This is a genomic window from Streptococcus sp. 1032 (assembly GCF_013277015.1).
Lineage (GTDB): Bacteria > Bacillota > Bacilli > Lactobacillales > Streptococcaceae > Streptococcus.
Map to the genome: position 1 here is coordinate 142,682 of NZ_VMMD01000018.1, position 20,663 is coordinate 163,344.

At 43.0% G+C, this 20,663-nt stretch carries 17 protein-coding genes and 1 pseudogene; 4 read left to right on the forward strand and 14 right to left on the reverse strand.

All coding sequences use genetic code 11. The annotated features are described in order from the left end of the window. Window positions 1–298 precede the first annotated feature (298 nt). Window positions 299–586 (forward strand): annotated as a pseudogene (locus HT711_RS07365) (IS30 family transposase); the annotation flags it as partial. Between the two features lie 401 nt (window positions 587–987). Further along, a complete protein-coding gene (locus tag HT711_RS07370) occupies window positions 988–1,605 on the forward strand; it encodes a TVP38/TMEM64 family protein (protein ID WP_000076168.1) in 618 nt (205 codons plus the stop codon). Between the two features lie 319 nt (window positions 1,606–1,924). Here HT711_RS07370 and scrK read toward each other — a convergent pair whose 3' ends face one another. Both scrK and HT711_RS07380 read right to left on the reverse strand, forming a co-directional pair. After that, window positions 1,925–2,812, reverse strand: a complete 888-nt coding sequence (gene scrK, locus HT711_RS07375) for a fructokinase ScrK (RefSeq protein WP_000164310.1) — start codon at window positions 2,810–2,812, stop codon at window positions 1,925–1,927. A gap of 149 nt (window positions 2,813–2,961) precedes the next feature. After that, window positions 2,962–4,848 (reverse strand): sucrose-specific PTS transporter subunit IIBC, encoded by a 1,887-nt coding sequence (locus HT711_RS07380; protein WP_188109845.1) that lies wholly within the window; start codon window positions 4,846–4,848, stop codon window positions 2,962–2,964. A 379-nt stretch (window positions 4,849–5,227) separates the two neighbouring features. Between HT711_RS07380 and HT711_RS07385 the strand changes: the two genes are divergently transcribed. Then, window positions 5,228–6,682, forward strand: a complete 1,455-nt coding sequence (locus tag HT711_RS07385; RefSeq protein ID WP_173219990.1) for a glycoside hydrolase family 32 protein — start codon at window positions 5,228–5,230, stop codon at window positions 6,680–6,682. After that, window positions 6,663–7,628, forward strand: a complete 966-nt coding sequence (locus tag HT711_RS07390) for a LacI family DNA-binding transcriptional regulator (protein WP_166732299.1) — start codon at window positions 6,663–6,665, stop codon at window positions 7,626–7,628. The genes HT711_RS07385 and HT711_RS07390 overlap by 20 nt, the downstream gene beginning before the upstream one ends. Before the next feature lie 140 nt (window positions 7,629–7,768). Here the strand turns inward: HT711_RS07390 and HT711_RS07395 are convergent, their stop codons facing one another. The 12 genes from HT711_RS07395 to gmk all read right to left on the reverse strand — a co-directional run bounded on the left by HT711_RS07395 (window position 7,769) and on the right by gmk (window position 20,494). After that, window positions 7,769–9,043: a hydroxymethylglutaryl-CoA reductase, degradative gene (locus HT711_RS07395; RefSeq protein WP_166732300.1), complete on the reverse strand. Its 1,275-nt coding sequence runs from the start codon at window positions 9,041–9,043 to the stop codon at window positions 7,769–7,771. Beyond that, window positions 9,043–10,215 carry a hydroxymethylglutaryl-CoA synthase gene (locus tag HT711_RS07400; protein ID WP_166732301.1) on the reverse strand — a complete coding sequence of 391 codons (1,173 nt, stop codon included), beginning with the start codon at window positions 10,213–10,215 and terminating at the stop codon, window positions 9,043–9,045. Before HT711_RS07400 ends, HT711_RS07395 begins: the two co-directional genes overlap by 1 nt. Window positions 10,216–10,345: 130 nt before the next feature. Beyond that, window positions 10,346–10,594: a hypothetical protein gene (locus tag HT711_RS07405; RefSeq protein WP_166732304.1), complete on the reverse strand. Its 249-nt coding sequence runs from the start codon at window positions 10,592–10,594 to the stop codon at window positions 10,346–10,348. Window positions 10,595–10,754: 160 nt separating this feature from the next. After that, window positions 10,755–11,204, reverse strand: coding sequence for a threonine/serine exporter family protein (locus tag HT711_RS07410; protein ID WP_057487161.1), 450 nt, complete (start codon window positions 11,202–11,204; stop codon window positions 10,755–10,757). A gap of 1 nt (window position 11,205) precedes the next feature. Then, window positions 11,206–11,964, reverse strand: a complete 759-nt coding sequence (locus tag HT711_RS07415; protein ID WP_023943605.1) for a threonine/serine exporter family protein — start codon at window positions 11,962–11,964, stop codon at window positions 11,206–11,208. Between the two features lie 114 nt (window positions 11,965–12,078). Further along, window positions 12,079–14,058, reverse strand: coding sequence for a serine/threonine-protein kinase StkP (stkP, locus tag HT711_RS07420; RefSeq protein ID WP_173233165.1), 1,980 nt, complete (start codon window positions 14,056–14,058; stop codon window positions 12,079–12,081). After that, complete coding sequence (locus HT711_RS07425) at window positions 14,055–14,798, reverse strand: Stp1/IreP family PP2C-type Ser/Thr phosphatase (RefSeq protein WP_166732303.1); 744 nt, start codon at window positions 14,796–14,798, stop codon at window positions 14,055–14,057. Before HT711_RS07425 ends, stkP begins: the two co-directional genes overlap by 4 nt. Before the next feature lie 14 nt (window positions 14,799–14,812). Then, window positions 14,813–16,126 carry a 16S rRNA (cytosine(967)-C(5))-methyltransferase RsmB gene (gene rsmB / locus HT711_RS07430; RefSeq protein WP_166731952.1) on the reverse strand — a complete coding sequence of 438 codons (1,314 nt, stop codon included), beginning with the start codon at window positions 16,124–16,126 and terminating at the stop codon, window positions 14,813–14,815. Beyond that, on the reverse strand, window positions 16,119–17,054 hold the full coding sequence (fmt, locus tag HT711_RS07435; protein ID WP_173249914.1) for a methionyl-tRNA formyltransferase: 936 nt from the start codon (window positions 17,052–17,054) through the stop codon (window positions 16,119–16,121). The genes rsmB and fmt overlap by 8 nt, the downstream gene beginning before the upstream one ends. Window positions 17,055–17,066: 12 nt before the next feature. Continuing rightward, complete coding sequence (locus tag HT711_RS07440) at window positions 17,067–19,463, reverse strand: primosomal protein N' (RefSeq protein WP_173249915.1); 2,397 nt, start codon at window positions 19,461–19,463, stop codon at window positions 17,067–17,069. A gap of 65 nt (window positions 19,464–19,528) precedes the next feature. Further along, window positions 19,529–19,843 carry a DNA-directed RNA polymerase subunit omega gene (gene rpoZ, locus HT711_RS07445; RefSeq protein ID WP_000979235.1) on the reverse strand — a complete coding sequence of 105 codons (315 nt, stop codon included), beginning with the start codon at window positions 19,841–19,843 and terminating at the stop codon, window positions 19,529–19,531. A gap of 24 nt (window positions 19,844–19,867) precedes the next feature. After that, the gene (gene gmk / locus HT711_RS07450; RefSeq protein ID WP_000775041.1) at window positions 19,868–20,494 is read right to left on the reverse strand and encodes a guanylate kinase; all 627 of its coding nucleotides are present in this window, start codon (window positions 20,492–20,494) and stop codon (window positions 19,868–19,870) included. Window positions 20,495–20,663 lie beyond the last annotated feature (169 nt).

A 20,663-nucleotide genomic window follows, 5' to 3' on the forward strand; every position in this document is an offset into this window, starting at 1 on the left:
TTGATAGCCTTTACAATGATTTCTGTCCATTTTTAGAAGACTAATGCTATGTAAAATAGGGCATGGAGCGATTTTAGTGATAAATCCATTATACAGTAGCAAACTTAATTTATCCACTCTGCTCCTCAACTGTCTATTTTTGATCCTGAATTGTTATTTGAGTAACTCCTTTTTCCCCATAAAGTTCTCTTCCTCTAAAACTTCTGGAAAAAGGCGAATAATTTCAGACAACATTTTTTATAAGAAACAAGTTCATCTGTCATTTCAAGAAGGAGTAATCCTTTATCTACTAATGGACGGAACGGAATTCAACCGCCTGTCCGATATGTTTTCTAAGGAACATATCTACTATGCACATCCCTATACCTCTTGGGAAAGGGGAACTAATGAGAATCACAACAGGCTTATTCGTAGATGGTTACCTAAGCCTAAGGGAACTAAGAAAACGACTCCCAAAGAAATCGCATTCATCGAAAAATGGATTAACAACTATCCTAAAAAATGCTTGAACTACAAGTCGCCTAGAGAAGACTTCTGGATGGCTAACTTGAACTCGAAATTTAGCAATAATTCATTCACCATCTAACTATATTTAGTAATTATTTCAGAACTGATTCATATTAAAATTAACTAACGATTCAAAGGATTCATACTAGACATAAATTACATCCATCAGATAGAGACCCTTATTATTTTTAGATTTTAGCTTTTCTAGCTTCAGAATACATCTAAACTTTAGGGAATATGACTATTCGAAAGCTCGAATGCATCAAAATTATCTCAGATAAGCTATTCGAAACTTAGAATGCTTTTAAATTTATGTAATTGCGATTATTCTAAACCTAGAATACATGTAAACTTTAGGGAACGGACCTATTCTAAGTCTCGAAGGACTATTCACTATCCATTCCTCATCAAAAACACTCATTCCCCCTTTCTCCTCCAAAATATGGTATAGTAGAAATATACTATCTATGAGGAGTTTACATGTCACAGGATAAACAAATGAAAGCTGTTTCTCCCCTTCTGCAGCAAGTTATCAATATCTCATCGATTGTCGGTGGGGTTGGGAGTTTGATTTTCTGTATTTGGGCTTATCAGGCTGGGATTTTACAGTCTAAGGAAACCCTCTCTGCCTTTATCCAGCAGGCAGGCATCTGGGGGCCACCCCTCTTTATCTTTTTACAGATTTTACAAACGGTCGTCCCTATCATTCCTGGGGCCTTGACCTCGGTAGCTGGGGTCTTTATCTACGGTCACATCATCGGGACAATCTACAACTATATCGGTATCGTGATTGGCTGTGCCATTATCTTTTATCTGGTGCGCCTCTATGGGGCTGCCTTTGTCCAGTCTGTCGTCAGCAAGCGCACCTATGACAAGTACATCGGCTGGTTGGACAAGGGCAATCGTTTTGACCGTTTCTTTATCTTTATGATGATTTGGCCCATTAGTCCAGCTGACTTTCTCTGTATGCTGGCTGCCCTGACCAAGATGAGTTTCAAGCGCTATATGACCATCATCATTCTGACCAAACCCTTTACTCTCGTGGTTTATACCTACGGTCTGACCTATATTATTGACTTTTTCTGGCAAATGCTTTGACACGTAAAAAATCCGTTTGGTTTCCCAAGTGGATTTTTAAAGCGTAGATTAACTATAGCTTAATACTAAATATACTTTGGTATGGAAATCATGCATATTTTTCGATAGTAAGGCGAGGACTTACCTAGCCTTTCCGCCGTGATAGAAACACCTGAAATCTAATGGTTTCAGGTATTCGGAAACTTTGAGACATTAGGCTCAAAGTTTAGGTATGGAATTTCGAAGAAAGTCGCTACCGTCCGTAATCACTTAAGGAAAGGCTCAAAAATATTATTTGCAACCACAAAATCCGTTTGGTTTCCCAAGCGGATTTTGTGCTTTATTTTGAAACTTCTTTTGCAAGGACAAAGTTTCCAAGAGTAGCAGAACCATTTCCTGCGACTGCTGGCGTCACGATGTAATCACGCACATCAGGTACTGGTAGGTAGCCATTGAGAAGAGATGTAAATTTCTCACGGACACGGTCCAGCATGTGTTGTTGAGCCATGACCCCTCCACCAAAGACAATCACGTCTGGGCGGAAAGTCACTGTCGCATTAACCGCAGCTTGAGCGATATAGTAGGCTTGAACATCCCAAACAGGGTTGTTGAGTTCAATGTTTTCCCCACGAACACCTGTACGAGCTTCCAAACTTGGACCAGCTGCATAGCCTTCCAGACATCCCTTATGGAAAGGACAAACACCCTTAAACTCTTTTTCAATATCCATTGGGTGTCTAGCAACATAATAATGACCCATTTCAGGGTGACCCACACCACCGATAAACTCACCACGTTGGATAACACCTGCACCGATACCTGTACCGATTGTGTAGTAAACCAAGTTTTCGATACGACCACCCGCATTGTTACGGGCAACCACTTCACCATAGGCAGAGCTGTTTACGTCGGTTGTGAAGTACATTGGCACGTTGAGGGCGCGACGAAGGGCACCAAGCAAGTCCACATTTGCCCAGTTTGGTTTTGGAGTCGTCGTGATAAAGCCATAAGTTTTTGAGTTTTTATCAATATCAATCGGACCAAATGAACCAACTGCAAGACCAGCAAGGTTGTCGAATTTTGAGAAGAACTCAATGGTTTTATCGATTGTTTCGATTGGAGTTGTTGTTGGAAATTGTGTTTTTTCTACAACGTTAAAGTTTTCATCACCGACAGCACAGACAAACTTTGTACCGCCCGCTTCCAAGCTTCCATATAATTTTGTCATGATAAACCTCTTGTTTTTATTTTCTTTATTATAGCATATTTCGAAAGTCTAAATTTCTCTATTTTTTAGATTTTCCTCTGTAAATCTTACCATTCAAGCAAAAACGAACAAACATGTCATTTGTTCGTTTTCACATTAGAGAGGATTGATTAGATTTTCACTTCGATCACAGCATCCCCCTTCGCAACTGAACCTGTTGCGACTGGAGCTACTGAAGCGTAGTCAGCTGTGTTTGTAACGATAACCATTGTTGTATCATCAAGACCAACTGCAGCGATTTTGTTTAAGTCAAATGTTCCAAGAACATCGCCAGCTTTCACCTTGTCACCTTGAGCAACTTTTGCTTCAAAACCTTCACCGTTCATTGTTACAGTGTCGATACCAACGTGGATCAAGACTTCAGCACCATCAGTTGTTTTCAAACCAAAAGCGTGTCCTGTTGGAAAGGCGATTGAAACTTCAGCATCAGCTGGTGCATATACCACACCTTGACTTGGCTTCACAGCGATACCTTGTCCCATAGCTCCACTTGAGAAGACTGGGTCATTAACATCAGCAAGAGCTACAACATCACCGACGATAGGAGTTACAAGTGTTTCATTTTGAAGAGCTGCTGGAATATTACCAGTTGTTTCTTCTTGGACCAAACGTTCTGTCGTCGCTTCAGTAGTAACTTCTTCTTCGTCCTCGTAACCAAACATGTAAGTAAGAGCAAAACCAAGGGCAAATGATACAGCTACCATGAGAAGGTATTGGGCAAGTTGTCCGTTACCAACATAAAGCATTGTACCAGGGATGATGGTGATACCATTACCAGTACCAGCAAGTCCAAGGATAGAAGCCAATCCACCACCGATTGCACCAGCAATCAATGAAAGGAAGAATGGTTTACGGAAGCGCAAGTTAACCCCGAAGATAGCAGGCTCTGTAATACCTAGGAAGGCAGAAAGAGCAGCTGGGAAAGCAAGTGTTTTTAGTTTTGGATTTTTAGTTTTAACACCAACCGCAACAGTCGCAGCACCTTGAGCTGTCATAGCAGCTGTGATGATAGCGTTGAATGGGTTAGCATGGTCAGCAGCAAGCAATTGAACTTCAAGCAAGTTGAAGATGTGGTGCACACCTGACACGACGATCAATTGGTGAACCCCACCAATCAAGAAACCACCAAGACCAAATGGCATGCTGAGGATCGCTTTTGTAGCGATAAGGATGTAGTTTTCAACTACGTGGAAGACTGGTCCGATGACAAAGAGTCCAAGGATAGACATGACCAAAAGTGTCACGAATGGCGTTACCAAGAGGTCAATCACATCTGGAACAACCTTGCGGACCGCTTTTTCAAATTTAGCTCCGACAACCCCGATGATGAAGGCTGGAAGAACAGAACCTTGCAAACCAACAACAGGGATGAAACCAAAGAAGTTCATAGCTGTTACTTCACCACCTGAAGCGACTGCCCAAGCGTTTGGAAGTGAGCCAGAAACAAGCATCATACCAAGAACGATACCAACGGCAGGATTTCCACCAAATACACGGAAGGTTGACCACACAACCAAACCTGGCAAGATGATGAAGGCCGTATCTGTCAAGATTTGTGTGTAAGTTGCAAAGTCACCTGGAAGTGGCATTTCAAGAGCGTTGAAAAGACCACGCACACCCATGAAGAGACCTGTCGCTACAATAACTGGGATGATTGGAACGAAAACGTCACCGAAAGTACGGATAGCACGTTGGAACCAGTTCCCTTGTTTAGCAGCTTCTGCTTTCATGTCAGCTTTAGATGATGTTGGCAAGCCAAGCGCAACAACTTCATCGTACATTTTGTTAACTGTACCTGTACCAAAGATGATTTGGTATTGACCTGAGTTAAAGAAAGCACCTTGAACTTTTTCCAAGTTCTCAATCACTTCTTTATTGATTTTTCCTTCATCTTTGACCATGACACGAAGACGAGTCGCACAGTGAGCTACACTGTTGACATTTTCACGTCCGCCCAAGGCATCGATGACTTTTTTTGCAATTTCCTGATTGTTCATTTGCAAAAATCTCCTTATATAAAATTTTGTTATTGTTTGAAAGCGATTTTATTCGCCCTACGACTATTATTTTATCATGTTTTAGAAATATGTCAAGCGTTTTGCAGAAAAAATATTCTATCCACTTAGTGGGCACGCCATAGATTGATTGTTTTTGACTGTTTTAGCAGGCATTTCTTAAAAAAATAAGTTTGGAATCTTGTTTAAAAGGATTTTGCTTCACTTTCTTTCATTTTTTTGTAGATAGATGATTGATTTTCTGGTTTTAATTTGTGATAAACGCTTGACAGCTTTTCCTCTTTTTTAACATAAAAGGCTTGCATTTTTTATCGAAAACGGTTACTATTAAAAGTGATAAGATTTTTGGAGGAATGAATGAATGGAATGGACAACTGAGCGTCGTTACAGACTTTATCAAGATTGGACGCAAGAAGAAATTCAACATATAAAAGAAAATATAGCACAATCTCCATGGCATACTCATTACCATGTTGAGCCAAAAACAGGACTTCTCAACGATCCAAATGGCTTTTCCTACTTTGATGGCAAGTGGATTGTTTTTTATCAGAACTTTCCATTTGGTGCAGCCCATGGTTTAAAATCTTGGGTGCAATTGGAAAGTGAGGACTTGGTTCACTTCACAGAAACTGGTGTCAAAGTTTTACCTGATACTCCATTAGATAGCCACGGTGCCTACTCTGGTTCTGCCATGCAATTTGGTGATCAGTTATTCCTATTTTATACAGGAAATGTCCGCGATGAAAACTGGATCCGTCACCCTTACCAGATTGGAGCTTTGATGGATAAGGATGGTAAGATTACCAAGATTGACAAGACCTTGATCGACCAGCCAGCAGACTCAACTGACCACTTCCGTGATCCGCAAATTTTTAACTTTAAGGGGCAATATTATGCTATCGTTGGTGGACAGGACTTGGAGAAAAAAGGTTTCGTCCGTCTCTACAAGGCTGTCGATAATGACTATACAAACTGGCAAGCCGTTGGCAACCTTGACTTTGCTAACGACCGTACTGCCTACATGATGGAATGTCCAAATCTGGTCTTTGTAGGGGAACAACCTGTCCTTCTCTACTGCCCACAAGGATTGGATAAGAACGTTCTAGACTACGATAATATCTTTCCAAATATGTATAAGATTGGGGCTTCCTTTGACCCTGAAAATGCCAAAATGGTAGATGTGTCTCAACTTCAAAACATGGACTATGGTTTCGAAGCCTATGCAACTCAAGCCTTCAACGCTCCTGATGGACGTGCTCTAGCTGTTAGCTGGCTTGGCTTGCCTGATGTTTCATATCCATCTGACCGTTTTGACCACCAAGGAACCTTCTCTTTGGTCAAGGAACTCACTATCAAAGACGGCAAACTCTACCAATACCCAGTCGCAGCTATCAAGGACCTTTGTGCTTCTGAAGAACCTTTCTCAAACCGTGCCCAAACCAAGAACACTTACGAACTTGAACTCAACTTGGAAGCCAATAGCCAGAGCGAGATTGTCTTACTTGCTGATAAAGAAGGCAAGGGACTTTCAATCAACTTTGACCTTGTAAATGGTCAAGTGACAGTGGATCGTAGCCATGCTGGAGAACAGTATGCCCAAGAATTTGGAACTACACGTTCTTGCCCAATCGAGAATCAGGCTACTACTGCTACGATTTTCATCGATAACTCTGTCTTTGAAATTTTCATCAATAAAGGAGAAAAAGTATTTTCTGGTCGTGTCTTCCCACATGAGGACCAAAATGGTATCCTGATTAAATCTGGAAACCCAACTGGAACTTACTATGAATTAGATTATGGTCGCAAAACTAACTGATGTCGCCAAACTTGCAGGCGTCAGTCCTACTACCGTTTCTCGGGTTATCAATAAAAAAGGGTATCTATCTGAAAAAACCATTCAAAAGGTTAATGAAGCCATGCGAGAATTGGGCTATAAACCCAACAACCTAGCTCGTAGTCTGCAAGGAAAATCAGCTAAATTAATCGGCTTGATTTTCCCCAATATTTCTAACGTTTTCTATGCAGAATTGATTGATAAGCTGGAACACCAACTCTTCAAAAATGGATATAAGACCATCATCTGCAACAGTGAGCACGATTCTGAAAAGGAACGCGAATATATCGAAATGTTGGAAGCCAATCAGGTAGACGGCATCATTTCTGGTAGTCACAACTTGGGAATCAAAGACTACAATCGTGTGACAGCACCGATTATTTCCTTTGACCGCAACCTGTCGCCAGACATTCCTGTCGTTTCCTCTGACAACTATGCTGGTGGGGTTCTTGCTGCCCAGACCTTGGTTAAGACAGGCGCCCAATCTATCATCATGATTACAGGGAATGACAATTCTAACTCGCCAACTGGACTGCGCCACGCTGGTTTTGCATCTGTACTCCCAAAAGCACCTATTATCAATGTTTCCAGTGACTTTTCTCCCGTCAGAAAAGAAATGGAAATCAAGAATATCTTGACTCGACAAAAGCCAGATGCCATCTTTGCTTCAGATGACTTGACTGCTATTCTGGTCATTAAAATTGCTCAAGAACTGGGCATTTCTGTCCCTGAAGAACTCAAGGTCATCGGATATGATGGGACCTACTTTATCGAGAATTACTACCCCCAACTGGCTACTATCAAGCAACCTTTGGAAGAGATTGCCTGCCTCACTGTTGATCTACTCTTGCAAAAGATTGAAGGCAAGGAAGTCGCAACAACTGGTTACTTTTTACCAGTTACATTATTACCAGGAAAAAGTATTTAATACTCAATGAAAATCAAAGAGCAAACTAGGAAGCTAGCCACAGGCTGTACTTGAGTACGGCAAGGCGAAGCTGACGTGGTTTGAAGAGATTTTCGAAGAGTATAAGCACAAGAAAACTCAGACCGATCTGTCTGAGTTTTTTATGATCTTAAATTTTCTAAATAACGCTGGGCTGTCTCTAAGTTAAAGGTTTTCTCTGCTATAAGGCGCTCGACTAGGGGAGCTACCTCAGATTCACTAGCACCTGCGAGAAGTGCCAAGGATTTAGCCTGCAATTTCATGTGGCCTTGCTGAATCCCTGTACTCACCAAGGCTTTCAGGGCCGCAAAATTTTGGGCAAGCCCAATAGACACGATAAGCTGGGCTAATTCTTTGGCAGAAGAATTTCCCAGTAGTTCATGACTGAGGGCTACACGAGGGTTGAGACCGATAGAGCCACCCTTGGTCGCCACAGGCATGGGCAGGGTCATCTCACCGACCAATTCTTCTCTTTCAAGGTCCAGCGTCCATTGACTAAGACCTTGGTAATGTCCATCTCGACTGGCAAAGGCATGAGCCCCGGCTTCGATGGCACGCCAGTCATTACCAGTAGCAATTAAAATGGCATCAATACCGTTAAAAATTCCTTTATTGTGGGTAGCAGCTCGGTAAGGATCAGCTTGCGCAAACTGACTAGCCAAAGCAATTTTCTCCGCGATTTCTCGTCCTTGATCCTTTTGGCGGCTCAAGTAGCGAAAGGCGATGCGACAGGTTGCAGTCACTAGAGAATTGGTCGCGTAATTAGACAGGATTCCCATAAGACTCTGTCCCTGGCTGAGTTCTTCTAAGACTGGTTTCAAGGCTTCCAGCATGGTGTTGAGCATATTGGCTCCCATGGCTTCTTGGGTATCAACATGGAGATAAACAACAAGGAAGTCTGTTTCGCCTTTTATCTGTTCTACATGTAAATCACGCGCCCCACCCCCACGTTTGACGATAGAAGGATAGGCTTGATTGGCAAGCTCCAAGAGTTCAGCCTTCTTTCTGGCAATTTTCTCTTGGGCTTGTTCAGGATCAGCAACTTGATAAAGGGCTACCTGCCCAATCATCTGGCGCTGATGGACTTGTGCAGTAAAACCACCTGCTCGCTTGATGATTTTACTGGCATAGCTGGCCGCAGCAACCACGGACGGTTCTTCTGTCACATAGGGAACTGTGTATTCCTGACCATTGACGAGGATCTCTGGAACCATCGAATAAGGTAAAGAAAAAGTTCCCACCACATTCTCACTCAGCTGGTCTGCCACAGTCACACTCATCTGTTCATCCTGCTCCAAACTCGCTTGTCTCTCAGGACTAAGGAGCGCCTGAGCTTTTAACAGCTCGAGGCGCTCTTGGTATGATTTTTTAGAAAATCCATTCCAACTTATCTTCATTATTTTTCAACCTTGCTATAACGGCGTTGGTGGTCAACAATTTCAATCAAGGCAAAATCTTGATTTTCATAGCCAGCAAACTGGGCAGAATTTGTCTCATCTAAGTCTACTTCCTCAAAGAAGACTTTTTCATAGTCAACAACAGACAGGGCAGTTCGTTGGTTGAGCTTATTCAAACGGTCTTTATCCAGATAAGCTTCGTATCCTTCAACCAATTCACCACTAAAGAACTCAGCTACAGCCCCGCTTCCATAACTATAAAGGGCGATTTTATCCCCAGCCTTCAAGCTATCTGTATTTTCCAAGAGAGACAAAAGTCCAAGGAAAAGTGAACCTGTGTAGATATTCCCCACTTTTTGACTGTAGAGAATAGACTGGTCAAAGTGCTTTTGCAAGAGGTCCTTTTTCTCTTGAGGCAGGCTCTTATCCATGATTTTTTTTAAGCCTTTGAGTGCTAATTTAGGGTAAGGCAAGTGGAAGCAAACAGCTGCAAAATCATCCAAAGTAAGCTGGTAGCGTTTTTGGTATTCAAGCCAAGTCGTTTTCAAACTATCCAAATATTGTTGGGTAGAATAAACACCATTTACATAAGGAGTTGTCGAGTAATTTGGACGCCAGAAATCCATGATGTCACGAGTCTGAGCCACATTGTCATTATTAAAAGCCATCATGCGTGGATTTTGTGTAATCAACATGGCCACACTGCCAGCACCCTGAGTGGGTTCTCCTGGAGTTTCAATACCATACTTGGCAATATCACTGGCAATGACCAAGACCTTGGACTGTGGAGAATTTTCCACATGCAATTTGGCATAATGAAGGGCAGCTGTCGCTCCATAGCAGGCTTCTTTAATCTCGAAACTACGAGCAAAGGGCTGAATGCCCAGCAAGCCATGTACAAAGACGGCCGCAGCCTTACTCTGGTCAATTCCTGACTCGGTAGCCACAATGACCATATCAATTTCTTGTCTTTCTTGCTCAGTTAAAATAGAGTCACTTGCACTGGCCGCCAAGGTCACGATATCCTCAGTTAAGGGCGCAATACTCAATTCCTCGAGTAAGAGTCCTTTACTTAATTTTTCAGGGTCAATGCCCCTCGCTTCTGCTAAGTCTTGTAATTTCAAGACATATTGACTGGTCGCAAAACCAATCTTATCAATACCGATTGTCATATTTACCTCTGTTTTATCATTCATGTAAAAAATCGTCCAGTACTATTTTATCACAAATGGCAATAAAAGAGAGAAAAAAGACTTGATTCACCAAATCAAGCCTCTTATTGGTCATAATTTTAAAGAATGATTAGTTGCTATAGAGTTCACCAACATAAGTAGCTTTATAAGCCCCATTCTCAGTTATCAGTTCCTGGAGGATTAAATTTCCTGAGTAAGTTCTTCCCATCTCATCTACAAATTCTTGATAAAACTGACTGGTCGGAATTTCTCTGACATCCTTATCAAATGCCTTATCAAGTGTTTTACTAACCTTCTCAGCAATCAACTGATTCTCTTGCCATCCACTTTGAAACTCTGAACCCGAACTAGAAGCCATGACTGGGATAACCAGCAAGGTCAGTAGACTTACAGATAATAAGGAAAATAGTGATTTTTTCATGATTTTTCCTCCTTTCTATATAGAGAATAGCACATATAGAAAGCCTTGTCACTATATTTATCTTATTTTTCAGAAAATTCTTTTATTTCTGTAAAATCTACGATACTCGATGTGTTTTTATATAATGATACAGTCTGAGAATCACTGTTCCGCTAGCCATTCCAATGGAAATGACCAGAGCCAGCATAACAACTAATGTTGCACTTGCCAGCGCTTTATTATAGTCCCCTGTCACAAAAAAGGCAGTTGTCCGATAGGAGAGATAACCCGGAACCAGAGGAGCCAAGATGGCCAAGATAAAGACCACAGCAGGTGTCTTATAAAGAATACTCAAAATCTGGCTGACACATGAACCGATAATGGCCGCAATGAAGGTAGCCACAATAACATTGGTCGGTTCCTTGAGCAAGAGATAGATTAGCCAGACAGCCATGCCCAAAATCCCTCCAGGTAAGAGCATAGAGCGTTGCACATTGAGTACGATTAAAAAAGTGATAATAGCAAGAAGACTTGCCACTGCTTGTAATAAAAAGGTTGTTAGTGTCATATTAGTTCATCAATACCAAGGCGACAGAAGTTCCCGCCCCTAAAGCAAGGGTAATGAGCAGGGATTCAAACATCTTGCTCATACCAGAGTTTATGTGGTTGGTCATAATATCACGGACCGCATTGGTCAAGGCAATTCCTGGAACAAACGGCATGACCGCACCAGCTATAATCAAGTCTGCCGTTGAAGGAAAGCCTGTGTAGCGAGCCCAAAACTGGGCAATCATTCCAAAGACGAAGGCCCCAGCAAAGGCTGTTACAAAAGGAATTCGGATAAACTTCTCCACATAGAGGGAAAAGGCAAAACCAAATAAGGTCGCCACTCCTGCCCCAAGTGCGTCGTAGATATTTCCACTAAACATAACCGAAAAGAAAGGAGCACTTAAGGTCGCAGCTAAAGTTACCTGCAACTTGGTATAGGGAAGGGGTTGGGCTTGCAAGGCCGTCAATTGCTTAAAGGCTGTTTCTAAATCAATCTGCCCCCCAACCAGCTGACGAGAAATCTGGTTGACATCGCAGACTTTTTCGATGTTATAAGAAGAGGAGGTCACGCGCTTCATGCGCGAAATATTGGTATTTTCAATGGAGAAAAAGATGGCAGCAGGCATGGCAAGGACATTGCAATCCACAATCCCCTGCGAATGCGCAATCCGAATCATGGTATCTTCTACACGATGAATTTCTGAGCCACTTTTAAGGAGAATAGTCCCCGCTAGCATAATCACATCAATAACTGCATTTAATTCTTTTGACTCTTCCATGCATTCCTCCTTTTATCAACTCCCTCTATTTTATCACAAATCTGGAGTCAAAAAAAATCTTTGCCATGAAATCATGACAAAGATTGATTACTCATTTTGATTATCCATCTGATTTTAAGGAGTAGCTGAACTTGTTTTAGGTTTGTAGATTGAAATCTTGACTCTAGTCTTATTGAGGTCTACCTTTTCACCTGCTCTAGGACTTTGTTCAACGACTGTACCTTCAGCAGTTCCAGCGGGAGCTGTCGACACTTCTACAACTTCTATATTGGCTTCCTTAATCCCAACAATTTGAATCAAATTATTCTTAGTAAACTCCAAGCTGGAACCAATGTAGCTCGGCATGGCAACACTTGTAACTTTTTTAGCTACTGTCAAGACGATTTGAGTAGGTTTACTCAAATCATAAGGGATACCTGCACCTGGACTTTGTTTCATAATCGTTCCTGGTTCGCTTTCGCTGGACTCTTCTTCCTCTATCTTAATCAAATTCTCAGGAACCTTCTTCTGCTTGAGTTCCGAGATGACTTCTGTAGAGTTCCGTCCAATATAGTTCCCTAATTGAATCGTCGTAGCTTTTTTAGCTACTGTCAAGACGATTTGAGTTGCCTTGCTCAAGTCATAGGTCGTACCTTCTGGTAAACTTTGCTTCATGACCGTTCCAGCCTCACTCTCATTCGACTCTTCTTCCTCAATTTTAATCAAATTATCTGGAACTTTTTTCTCTTTTAATTCCGCTATGACATCAGAGGATTTCCGGCCGACATAATTACTAATTTGGAAAGATTGCTTGCCTGATGAGACAACCAAATTGATTTTCGTTCCTTCTTTTCGACCAGTTCCAGCGCCAGGATCTGTACGGATAATCCGCCCCTCTTCCACCTTTTCACTGGCCTCTGACTTCTCCTCGCCAATCTCAAAATTGGCTTTCTTGAGGGTTTCCTTGGCTTCCGCAACTGTCTTACCTGCCACATCTGGAATGGCAATGGTTGCAGGAGTTCTGGATAGTATCCAAATAAGAGAAGCTGCCACCAACACAATGCTGGCCAAAAAAATCAGGTAACGCATCTTAAATCTACGTTTTTTCGGTGCTTGTGGTTGGTAAGTTTCCTCTGTCACAACCTGGCTTGTTTTTTTGATTGGTTTGTGTTCTGTCTGCGCTTGAACCTTAGGAATCGAAGTCAAGGTGCTCTGGGATACTTTTGGTAGAGTCTTGGTGTCCGCCTTAGTCGCATCGTCAAAGACCAGCTTTGGTTCATTACGACGATTATAAGACAAACTACTAGACAAATCCACATACATTTCAGCAACTGATTTATAGCGATCTGTCAATTTCTTAGCAGTTGCCTTGATAACAACATTTTCCAAAGCCTGGGGCACAGATGGATTTTCAGCTATAACCGATGGCAGTGGTTTCTGGAAATGCTGGAGGGCGATGGTCACCGCACTATCCCCGTCATAAGGAATATGACCTGTCAGCATCTCATAGAAAATAATCCCCATTGCATAGATATCACTTTGTACCGTCGCCTTCGAACCACGCGCCTGCTCTGGTGACAAGTAATGAACTGAACCCAGCATCGAGTTAGTCTGAGTCAGACTCGTCTCAGCAAAGGCTACTGCAATCCCAAAGTCTGTAACCTTGACAGTCCCATCTGGTGTCAAAAGAATGTTTTGAGGTTTCAAGTCCCGGTGAACAATTCCTCTGGTATGGGCCAAACGCATAGCTAGGAGGATTTGTCCCATGATACGGACGGCTTCTTCATTAGAAAGAGGATAGTGTTCCTTGATATAGCGTTTGAGGTCAAGTCCAGCCACATACTCCATAGCTAGGTACTGTTGACCGTCTTCCTCGCCAATATCTGTTATCCGAACGATATGAGGATGGTCTAAATCTGCCATAGCTCTCGCTTCACGCTGAAAACGAGCTACAGCTATGGGGTCTGTCTGGTAGTTGGTTCTCAGAACCTTCACTGCCACTTCTTCCCCATCTAAGATTAAGTCTTTGGCTAGGTAGACATCCGCCATGCCTCCTCGACCAATCTGTTTGACAATCCGATAGCGTCCGGCAAAAATCTTGCCGATTTGGATCATTCTGCATCCTCCTCGTTCATAATAGAAACAAGGGCAACCGTAATGTTGTCTAAACCTCCTGCATTGTTAGCAAAACGAACAAGTGTCTCCGTTTTATCTGCTAAAGGAATATCACTGGTTACAATATCACGAATCTCACTGCCTGAAATCATGTTGGTCAAGCCGTCACTATTGAGCAAGAGATAGTCACCTGACTCAAGGATAACTGTCCCAAAATCAGGCTGAATTTCATCTTTTTGCCCAATAGACTGGGTGATAATATTTTTTTGCGGATGAGCTTCTGCCTCTTCTGGTGTCAATTGACCAGCCTTGAGCAATTCATTGACCAAGGAATGATCGCTTGTTAACTGGTGGTATTCTTCTCCACGAATCAAGCCGATACGCGAATCACCAATATGAGCATAGATAGCCTGATTATCAATAATAGCAAGGACTTCCAAAGTAGTTCCCATGCCTCTGTAAACTTCATCCTGACCAAGCTGGTGAATCTTTTGATTTTCAATTTCTAGGTAATGGGCGAACCATTCACGCACTTCATTGACTGTATCGATCTGGGTATCAACCCAAGCTATACCTAGGTCTGTTACCGCCATTTCACTAGCGATATTCCCTGCGCGATGACCTCCCATCCCATCAGCTAAAATAATCATGGTACGCCCAGCTCTATTGACATAGTGGTTGACATAGTCTTGGTTATTTGTTCGTTTCTGACCAACATCTGTTAATAATGAAATTTCCATGTGTCAGTTCCTTCCTAATCCGATATCTTACGAAATTGACTGATGAAGAATCCATCACTTCCATACAATTCAGGTGTGATGAGGATACAGCCATCTTTCATGATATCCTTACATTCATGTTCTAGTGTTACCTGCTCAAATTCAGGATGACTTTCTAAAAATGCCTGTACGACTTGAAAGTTCTCCTCTGAGACAATAGTACAGGTACTATAAGTTATTATACCACCTTTGCCTAGTGTTTGACAAACACTACCTAATATTTCTAGCTGAATTTCCTGCAAGGACGCGAAATCTGCTGTTTCTTTATTGTATTTGATATCTGGTTTTCGGCGCAAAAGACCGATTCCTGAACAGGGAGCATCCACTAAAATCTTATCAAATGAATCCTGACCAAAAAACTCATGCACCTTTCTGGCATCTAATTTTTGCGTTTGAACCCGATCTGCAACTCCCAGACGTTGGGCATTTTCTTGAATTAAGTCCAACTTGTGGTCGTACAAGTCCAGAGCAGTAACCTGACCTGTCGTGAGATAAGAGGCTATATGGGCTGTTTTCCCACCTGGAGCCGCACAGGCATCAAGCACTCGTTCATCACCTTGTAAATCAAGCGTCGGAGCAACAAGCTGACTGGATTCGTCTTGGATGGTAATGGCTCCATCCGCAAACAAATCATGGCCTGCAAAATGCCCTTGCTCCTTAACCAGACCAGTGGTTGCTAAAAGGGAATTATTCGCCTCCAACAAGGCTTGGATTTCCTCTTTTCGACTTAGGTCTGTTACACGAATACTGGCCTTGTTTCGCACCAAGAGACTTTCAAAGATGGCGTTTGCTCGCTCTTCACCGTATTCTTCCTTGAGCTTGGCAACTAGCCAAACCGGGAGAGAATAGGCAATGGAATCACGCTTGTTTTTTCGTTTGATGCTGGCAATATCTGGCCAGCCTTCACGCAGAATACGACGAAGGAGGGCATTGACCAATTTTTCACTGCCTTTTTTACGGACTTTGGCCAATTCTACTGCTTCATTGACCACAGCATGGTCTGGAATCTTATCCAAATAGCGAAGCTGGTAGGCACTCATGAGAAGAAGGACATAAAGCCAACTGTCTAACTGGTCTCTGTCTTCGATAAAGTGGGATAGGTACCATTCTAAGGTAAGTTTACTGGCTACCGTTCCATAGACCAGCTCGGTCACCAAGCCCTTGTCTGCTGCCGAAAGTTGACTCCCCTTGAGATACTTATTTAAGGCGATATTTGAGTATGCTTGATTGATAAAGACATCTTCTAATACCGCTAGGGCTAAACTTCTAGCCGTTTCTACTTTAGTCACCAAATCGTTCTCCTACAGTCAATGTACGTCCAACTCCGTTGAGGAAGGAAGCAATGTCCATCTTAGGTTTACCAGCTGGCTGCACTTGTTTGAGAGACAAAGCTCCTTCTGCCGTTGCGACAATCAATTCTTTCTTGCCGATAGAGAGGATTTCTCCTGGATTTCCCTGACCTTCTACTGCTAGAGCTTCATAAATCTTAAAGCGGTCGCCCTTAAGGAAAGTATGGGCAACAGGCCAGGGGTTCATCCCACGGATCTGGTTAAAAAGTTGACGATTGCTTTTATTCCAGTCCAATTTTTCTTCCTCTGGCTTGATGTTTGGCGAGAAAGTAACCTGACTTGGATTCTGCGGTTCAGGTTGGATTTCCCCAGCAATATAGGCCGGCAAAGTATCCAAAAGCAAATCACGACCAACTAGCGCCAATTTCTCAAACAAGGTGCCGACATTGTCCTCATCCGTTATAGGAATACTCCGACGAGAAATCATATCTCCTGCATCCATTTCCTTAACCATTTCCATAATGGTCACACCAGCTTCCTCATCCCCTTGAATCAAGGCATAATGGATAGGCGCACCACCACGGTGTTTAGGTAGAAGAGAGGCATGAACGTTGACCGCAAAGTCCATGCTATCAAGGAGTTTACTTGGGAGAAACTGCCCAAATGCAGCAGTCACAATTCCATCCGCTCCTAGCTTCATAATAGCTTCCATCTCAGGACTTCCAGATAATTTTTCAGGTTGGTAGATAGGAAGTCCAGCCTCCTTGGCAGCCTGCTTGACTGGGGTTTCTTGGATCACTTTTTTACGACCGACAGCACGGTCTGGTTGGGTCACAACGGCTAGAATTTCGTAACGGTCATCTGTCAAAAGCCCTTTTAAAACTGTTGCTGAAAAGTCGGGTGTCCCCATAAAGATTAATTTTGTCATATCTTCTCCTTCTTATAAAAATTGCTGTGGCTCATGGTCAATGCTGAGACGGAGCTCACTATTTTCCCGTTCTTGAGTCAGGGCCAAAACCTGATTGAGGGTCGGCCCCAGCTCATCTTCTAAACGGTATTTAATTAAAATCTGGTAATGATAGAGGTTGTGGGTACGGGCAATGGGTTTGGGCGTTGGCCCCAGAATGTGACTGGTCTCTGACAAGCCTGATCGCAAAATGTTCATAACTTCATAGGCACGTTTGACAACCTCTTCTTCTTTCTTGTGAGAAAGGGTAATGCCAATCGTGAAATAGTAAGGTGGATAACCAAGTTGTCGTCTGATTCCCATTTCATAAGCGTAAAAGCCTTCGTAGTCCTGATCCTTGGCAAATCGAATAGCGTAGTGCTGAGGATTGTAAGACTGAATCAGGACCTGACCAGCTTTTTCAGCCCGGCCTGCACGGCCTGCCACCTGAGTCAAGAGCTGGAAGGTTCTCTCAGAAGAACGGAAATCAGGCAGATTCAAGGCTGTATCCGCATTGAGCACTCCGACTAGGGTCACATTGGGAAAATCCAATCCCTTGGCAATCATCTGAGTACCTAGTAAAATATCCGCTTCCCCTTGTCCAAACTGGTCAAGCAGAGCTTGATGACTCCCTTTCTTGCGAGTCGTATCCACATCCATGCGCAGAATGCGTGCCTGAGGAAAAAGCTCTGCCAGCTCGTCATAGGCCTTCTGAGTTCCCGTCCCGTAGTAACGAATACTGCGACTCTTACAGTTAGGGCAGGCCTGAGGAATGTCCTTCGAGAAACCACAATAATGGCAGTTCATGGTCTTGGTATCCATGTGCAAGGTCAAGGAAATGTCACAGTTAGGACACGTATCCACCGTCCCACACTCCCGACACATGACAAAGCTAGAATAACCACGACGATTGAGCATGAGAACCACCTGCTCTTTTTTAGCCAGACGGTCTTGGATGGCTTCTAGCAAAGGAGGCGTAAAGTTTGACGTCTCGTTTTGTCCGATATAGTCACGAAAGTCAATCACTTGAACCTCAGGGATCCTAGCCAAAGGATTGGCCCGTTGGGTTAGATGTAAGTGTTGATAGACGCCTTTGCCAGCCCTCGCACGGCTCTCTAAGCTCGGCGTTGCAGAACCAAGGACTAAAGCCGCTTGATTACACTGTGCCCGTAAAATAGCCACCTCTCTGGCATGGTAGCGTGGATTGCTGTCCTGCTTATAAGTCGCTTCATGCTCCTCATCGATAATCATAACACCTAGATTTTTCAGCGGAGCAAAGATGGCCGATCTGGCGCCAACCACAACTTGGGCATGACCTCTCTCCACCTTGCGCCATTCGTCGTACTTTTCACCATTGGACAGGCCTGAGTGAAGGATGGCAACTTTCTCACCAAAACGGGCAATAAAACGCTCCGTCATCTGAGGAGTCAAGGAAATCTCAGGCACTAACAAGATGGCTGTTTTCCCCTTATCCAAGGCCCCTTGGATAATCTGCAAGTAAACCTCGGTCTTCCCACTTCCTGTAATCCCTTGAAGGAGGAAGGGAGGCTGATGACTTCCAATCGCACTGACAACCACATCTCGCGCCTGTCTTTGCTCTGGATTCAACTCTAAAGGCTGACTTGCCTCAATACCTTCAAAATAAGCAGCCGAGCGTTGAACTTCCTTTTGGACTATGGTCACAGCACCTTGTTCCACAAAGAAGTTAACTTGCTCCCTCGAATAGAACTCTAGCAAACTAGCCAAGGAAGCACTCTCAGGATGAGAAAGCAAATAGTCTCTCAATTCCAACTTTTTCTTGGCACGCGCAGATATTTCAACATCTTCTAATTGAGCAAGGTCTACCTCATACCAAGACTGGGTCTTGACCTTCTTTTGATCGACCGCCTGATATTCCAAACCAAGCAGGCCTTTTCTAGTCAAACGCATCATTTCAGCTTGCTTAGCTAAATCCAGAGAAGAAAAGGCTAGCGAATCTTCTGAACCAAACAAGCGCTCTCGGTCTTCCTGACTCAGACCTACCAGAGGATAGAGAATTTTGTCATAGCTAGAGTTCAGAAATCCCGGTAACATAGCCTTGAGAATAGAGATTTTGTAGGAGAAGACAGATTTACGTAGCTCTTCAGCTAACCAGAGTTGTTCTTGCGTGAGAACAGGAGAAAAATCCAGTACCTCGGCAATATCTTTTAAATCTTGCTCAATCTCTTCTTCATCTGATTGGGATTCCAAACCAAGCACAATCCCTTGAATCAGGCGATTGCCCTTACCAAAAGGCACATGAACCCGCATCCCAACTTCCAGCATTCCCTCAAATTCCTCAGGAATCCTGTAACTATAGGGCTGGTCCGTCTGCATCAAGGGCACATCTACGATAATCTTGGCTATAGCCATCTTCTCACCTCCTCCTTGTCAGTACATTCTTGCAATAGAAAAAATAAGATTGAGTCCCCCCAACCTTAAATTTTTTCACCATCTTCTTTTTCTTTAGCGATTTGCTCTTTGATTTTCTTTTCTTCTTCTTCTTTGCGGCGTTTTTCTTCTTCGATACGGCGACGCACAGCTTCACGTTTTCCTTCTGGATCTGGGTGAATTGTAACGTTTCCTGATTCGATTTCTTCTAAAGCGCGAAGAGTTGATTTTTCAGATTTGAAACCTTGAGTTGCTGGCGCACCTGCTTCCAATTCGTGGGCACGTTTTGCTTCCAAGATTACGAGTGAATATTTTGATGGAACCTTGTCAAGCAAGGTATCAATAGAGGGTTTTAACATCATTTGCTTGTACCTATTTTCTAAATTTTATCGGGTAGTTGGAGATTTTGGTAACATCTCCTGATAGTGACCAATAACACGATCCACACGGAAGTGCTCTGCTTCGATCACACGTTTGACACGCTCAGCAGCTAGGGGCACCTGATCGTTGACAATCGCATAATCATACTCACGCATAAGCGCAATTTCTTCCTTGGCTTTTTCGATTCGTTGGGCAATCACTTCTGCGCTGTCTGTTCCACGTCCTACCAAACGATCTTGCAATTCATCCAAATCTGGTGGTGTCAGGAAGATAAAGACAGCATCTGGAACCTTTTTCTTGACCTGAAGAGCACCCTGAACTTCAATTTCAAGGAAAACATCAATTCCCTTGTCCAAGGTTTCATTGACATAGGTCAGAGGAGTTCCATAGTAGTTGCCGACGTATTCTGCGTATTCCAACATCTGTCCTTGACGAATCAGCTCTTCAAACTCTTCACGAGTACGGAAGAAATAGTCAACACCGTCCACTTCTCCAGGACGTTGTGCACGTGTCGTCATCGATACAGAGTATTGAAATTGGTTTTCAGAACTCTCAAAAATCTCTCTTCTAACCGTTCCTTTTCCAACCCCTGAAGGACCAGAAAAAACGATTAGTAAGCCTCGGTCTGCCATTGTGTCTCCTTTTAGTCAGTCTGTGAAATAACATTTCTCTAGAATAATGGCAAAAGCCAGATTATCCTTTACAGTCTTTCTATCTAGTGTAACAAAAAAGCAGTAATTTTTCAACTGCTCTTTCTTATTTATTTAGCATAATCTATGATATGTAACTTCTCAAAGTAAC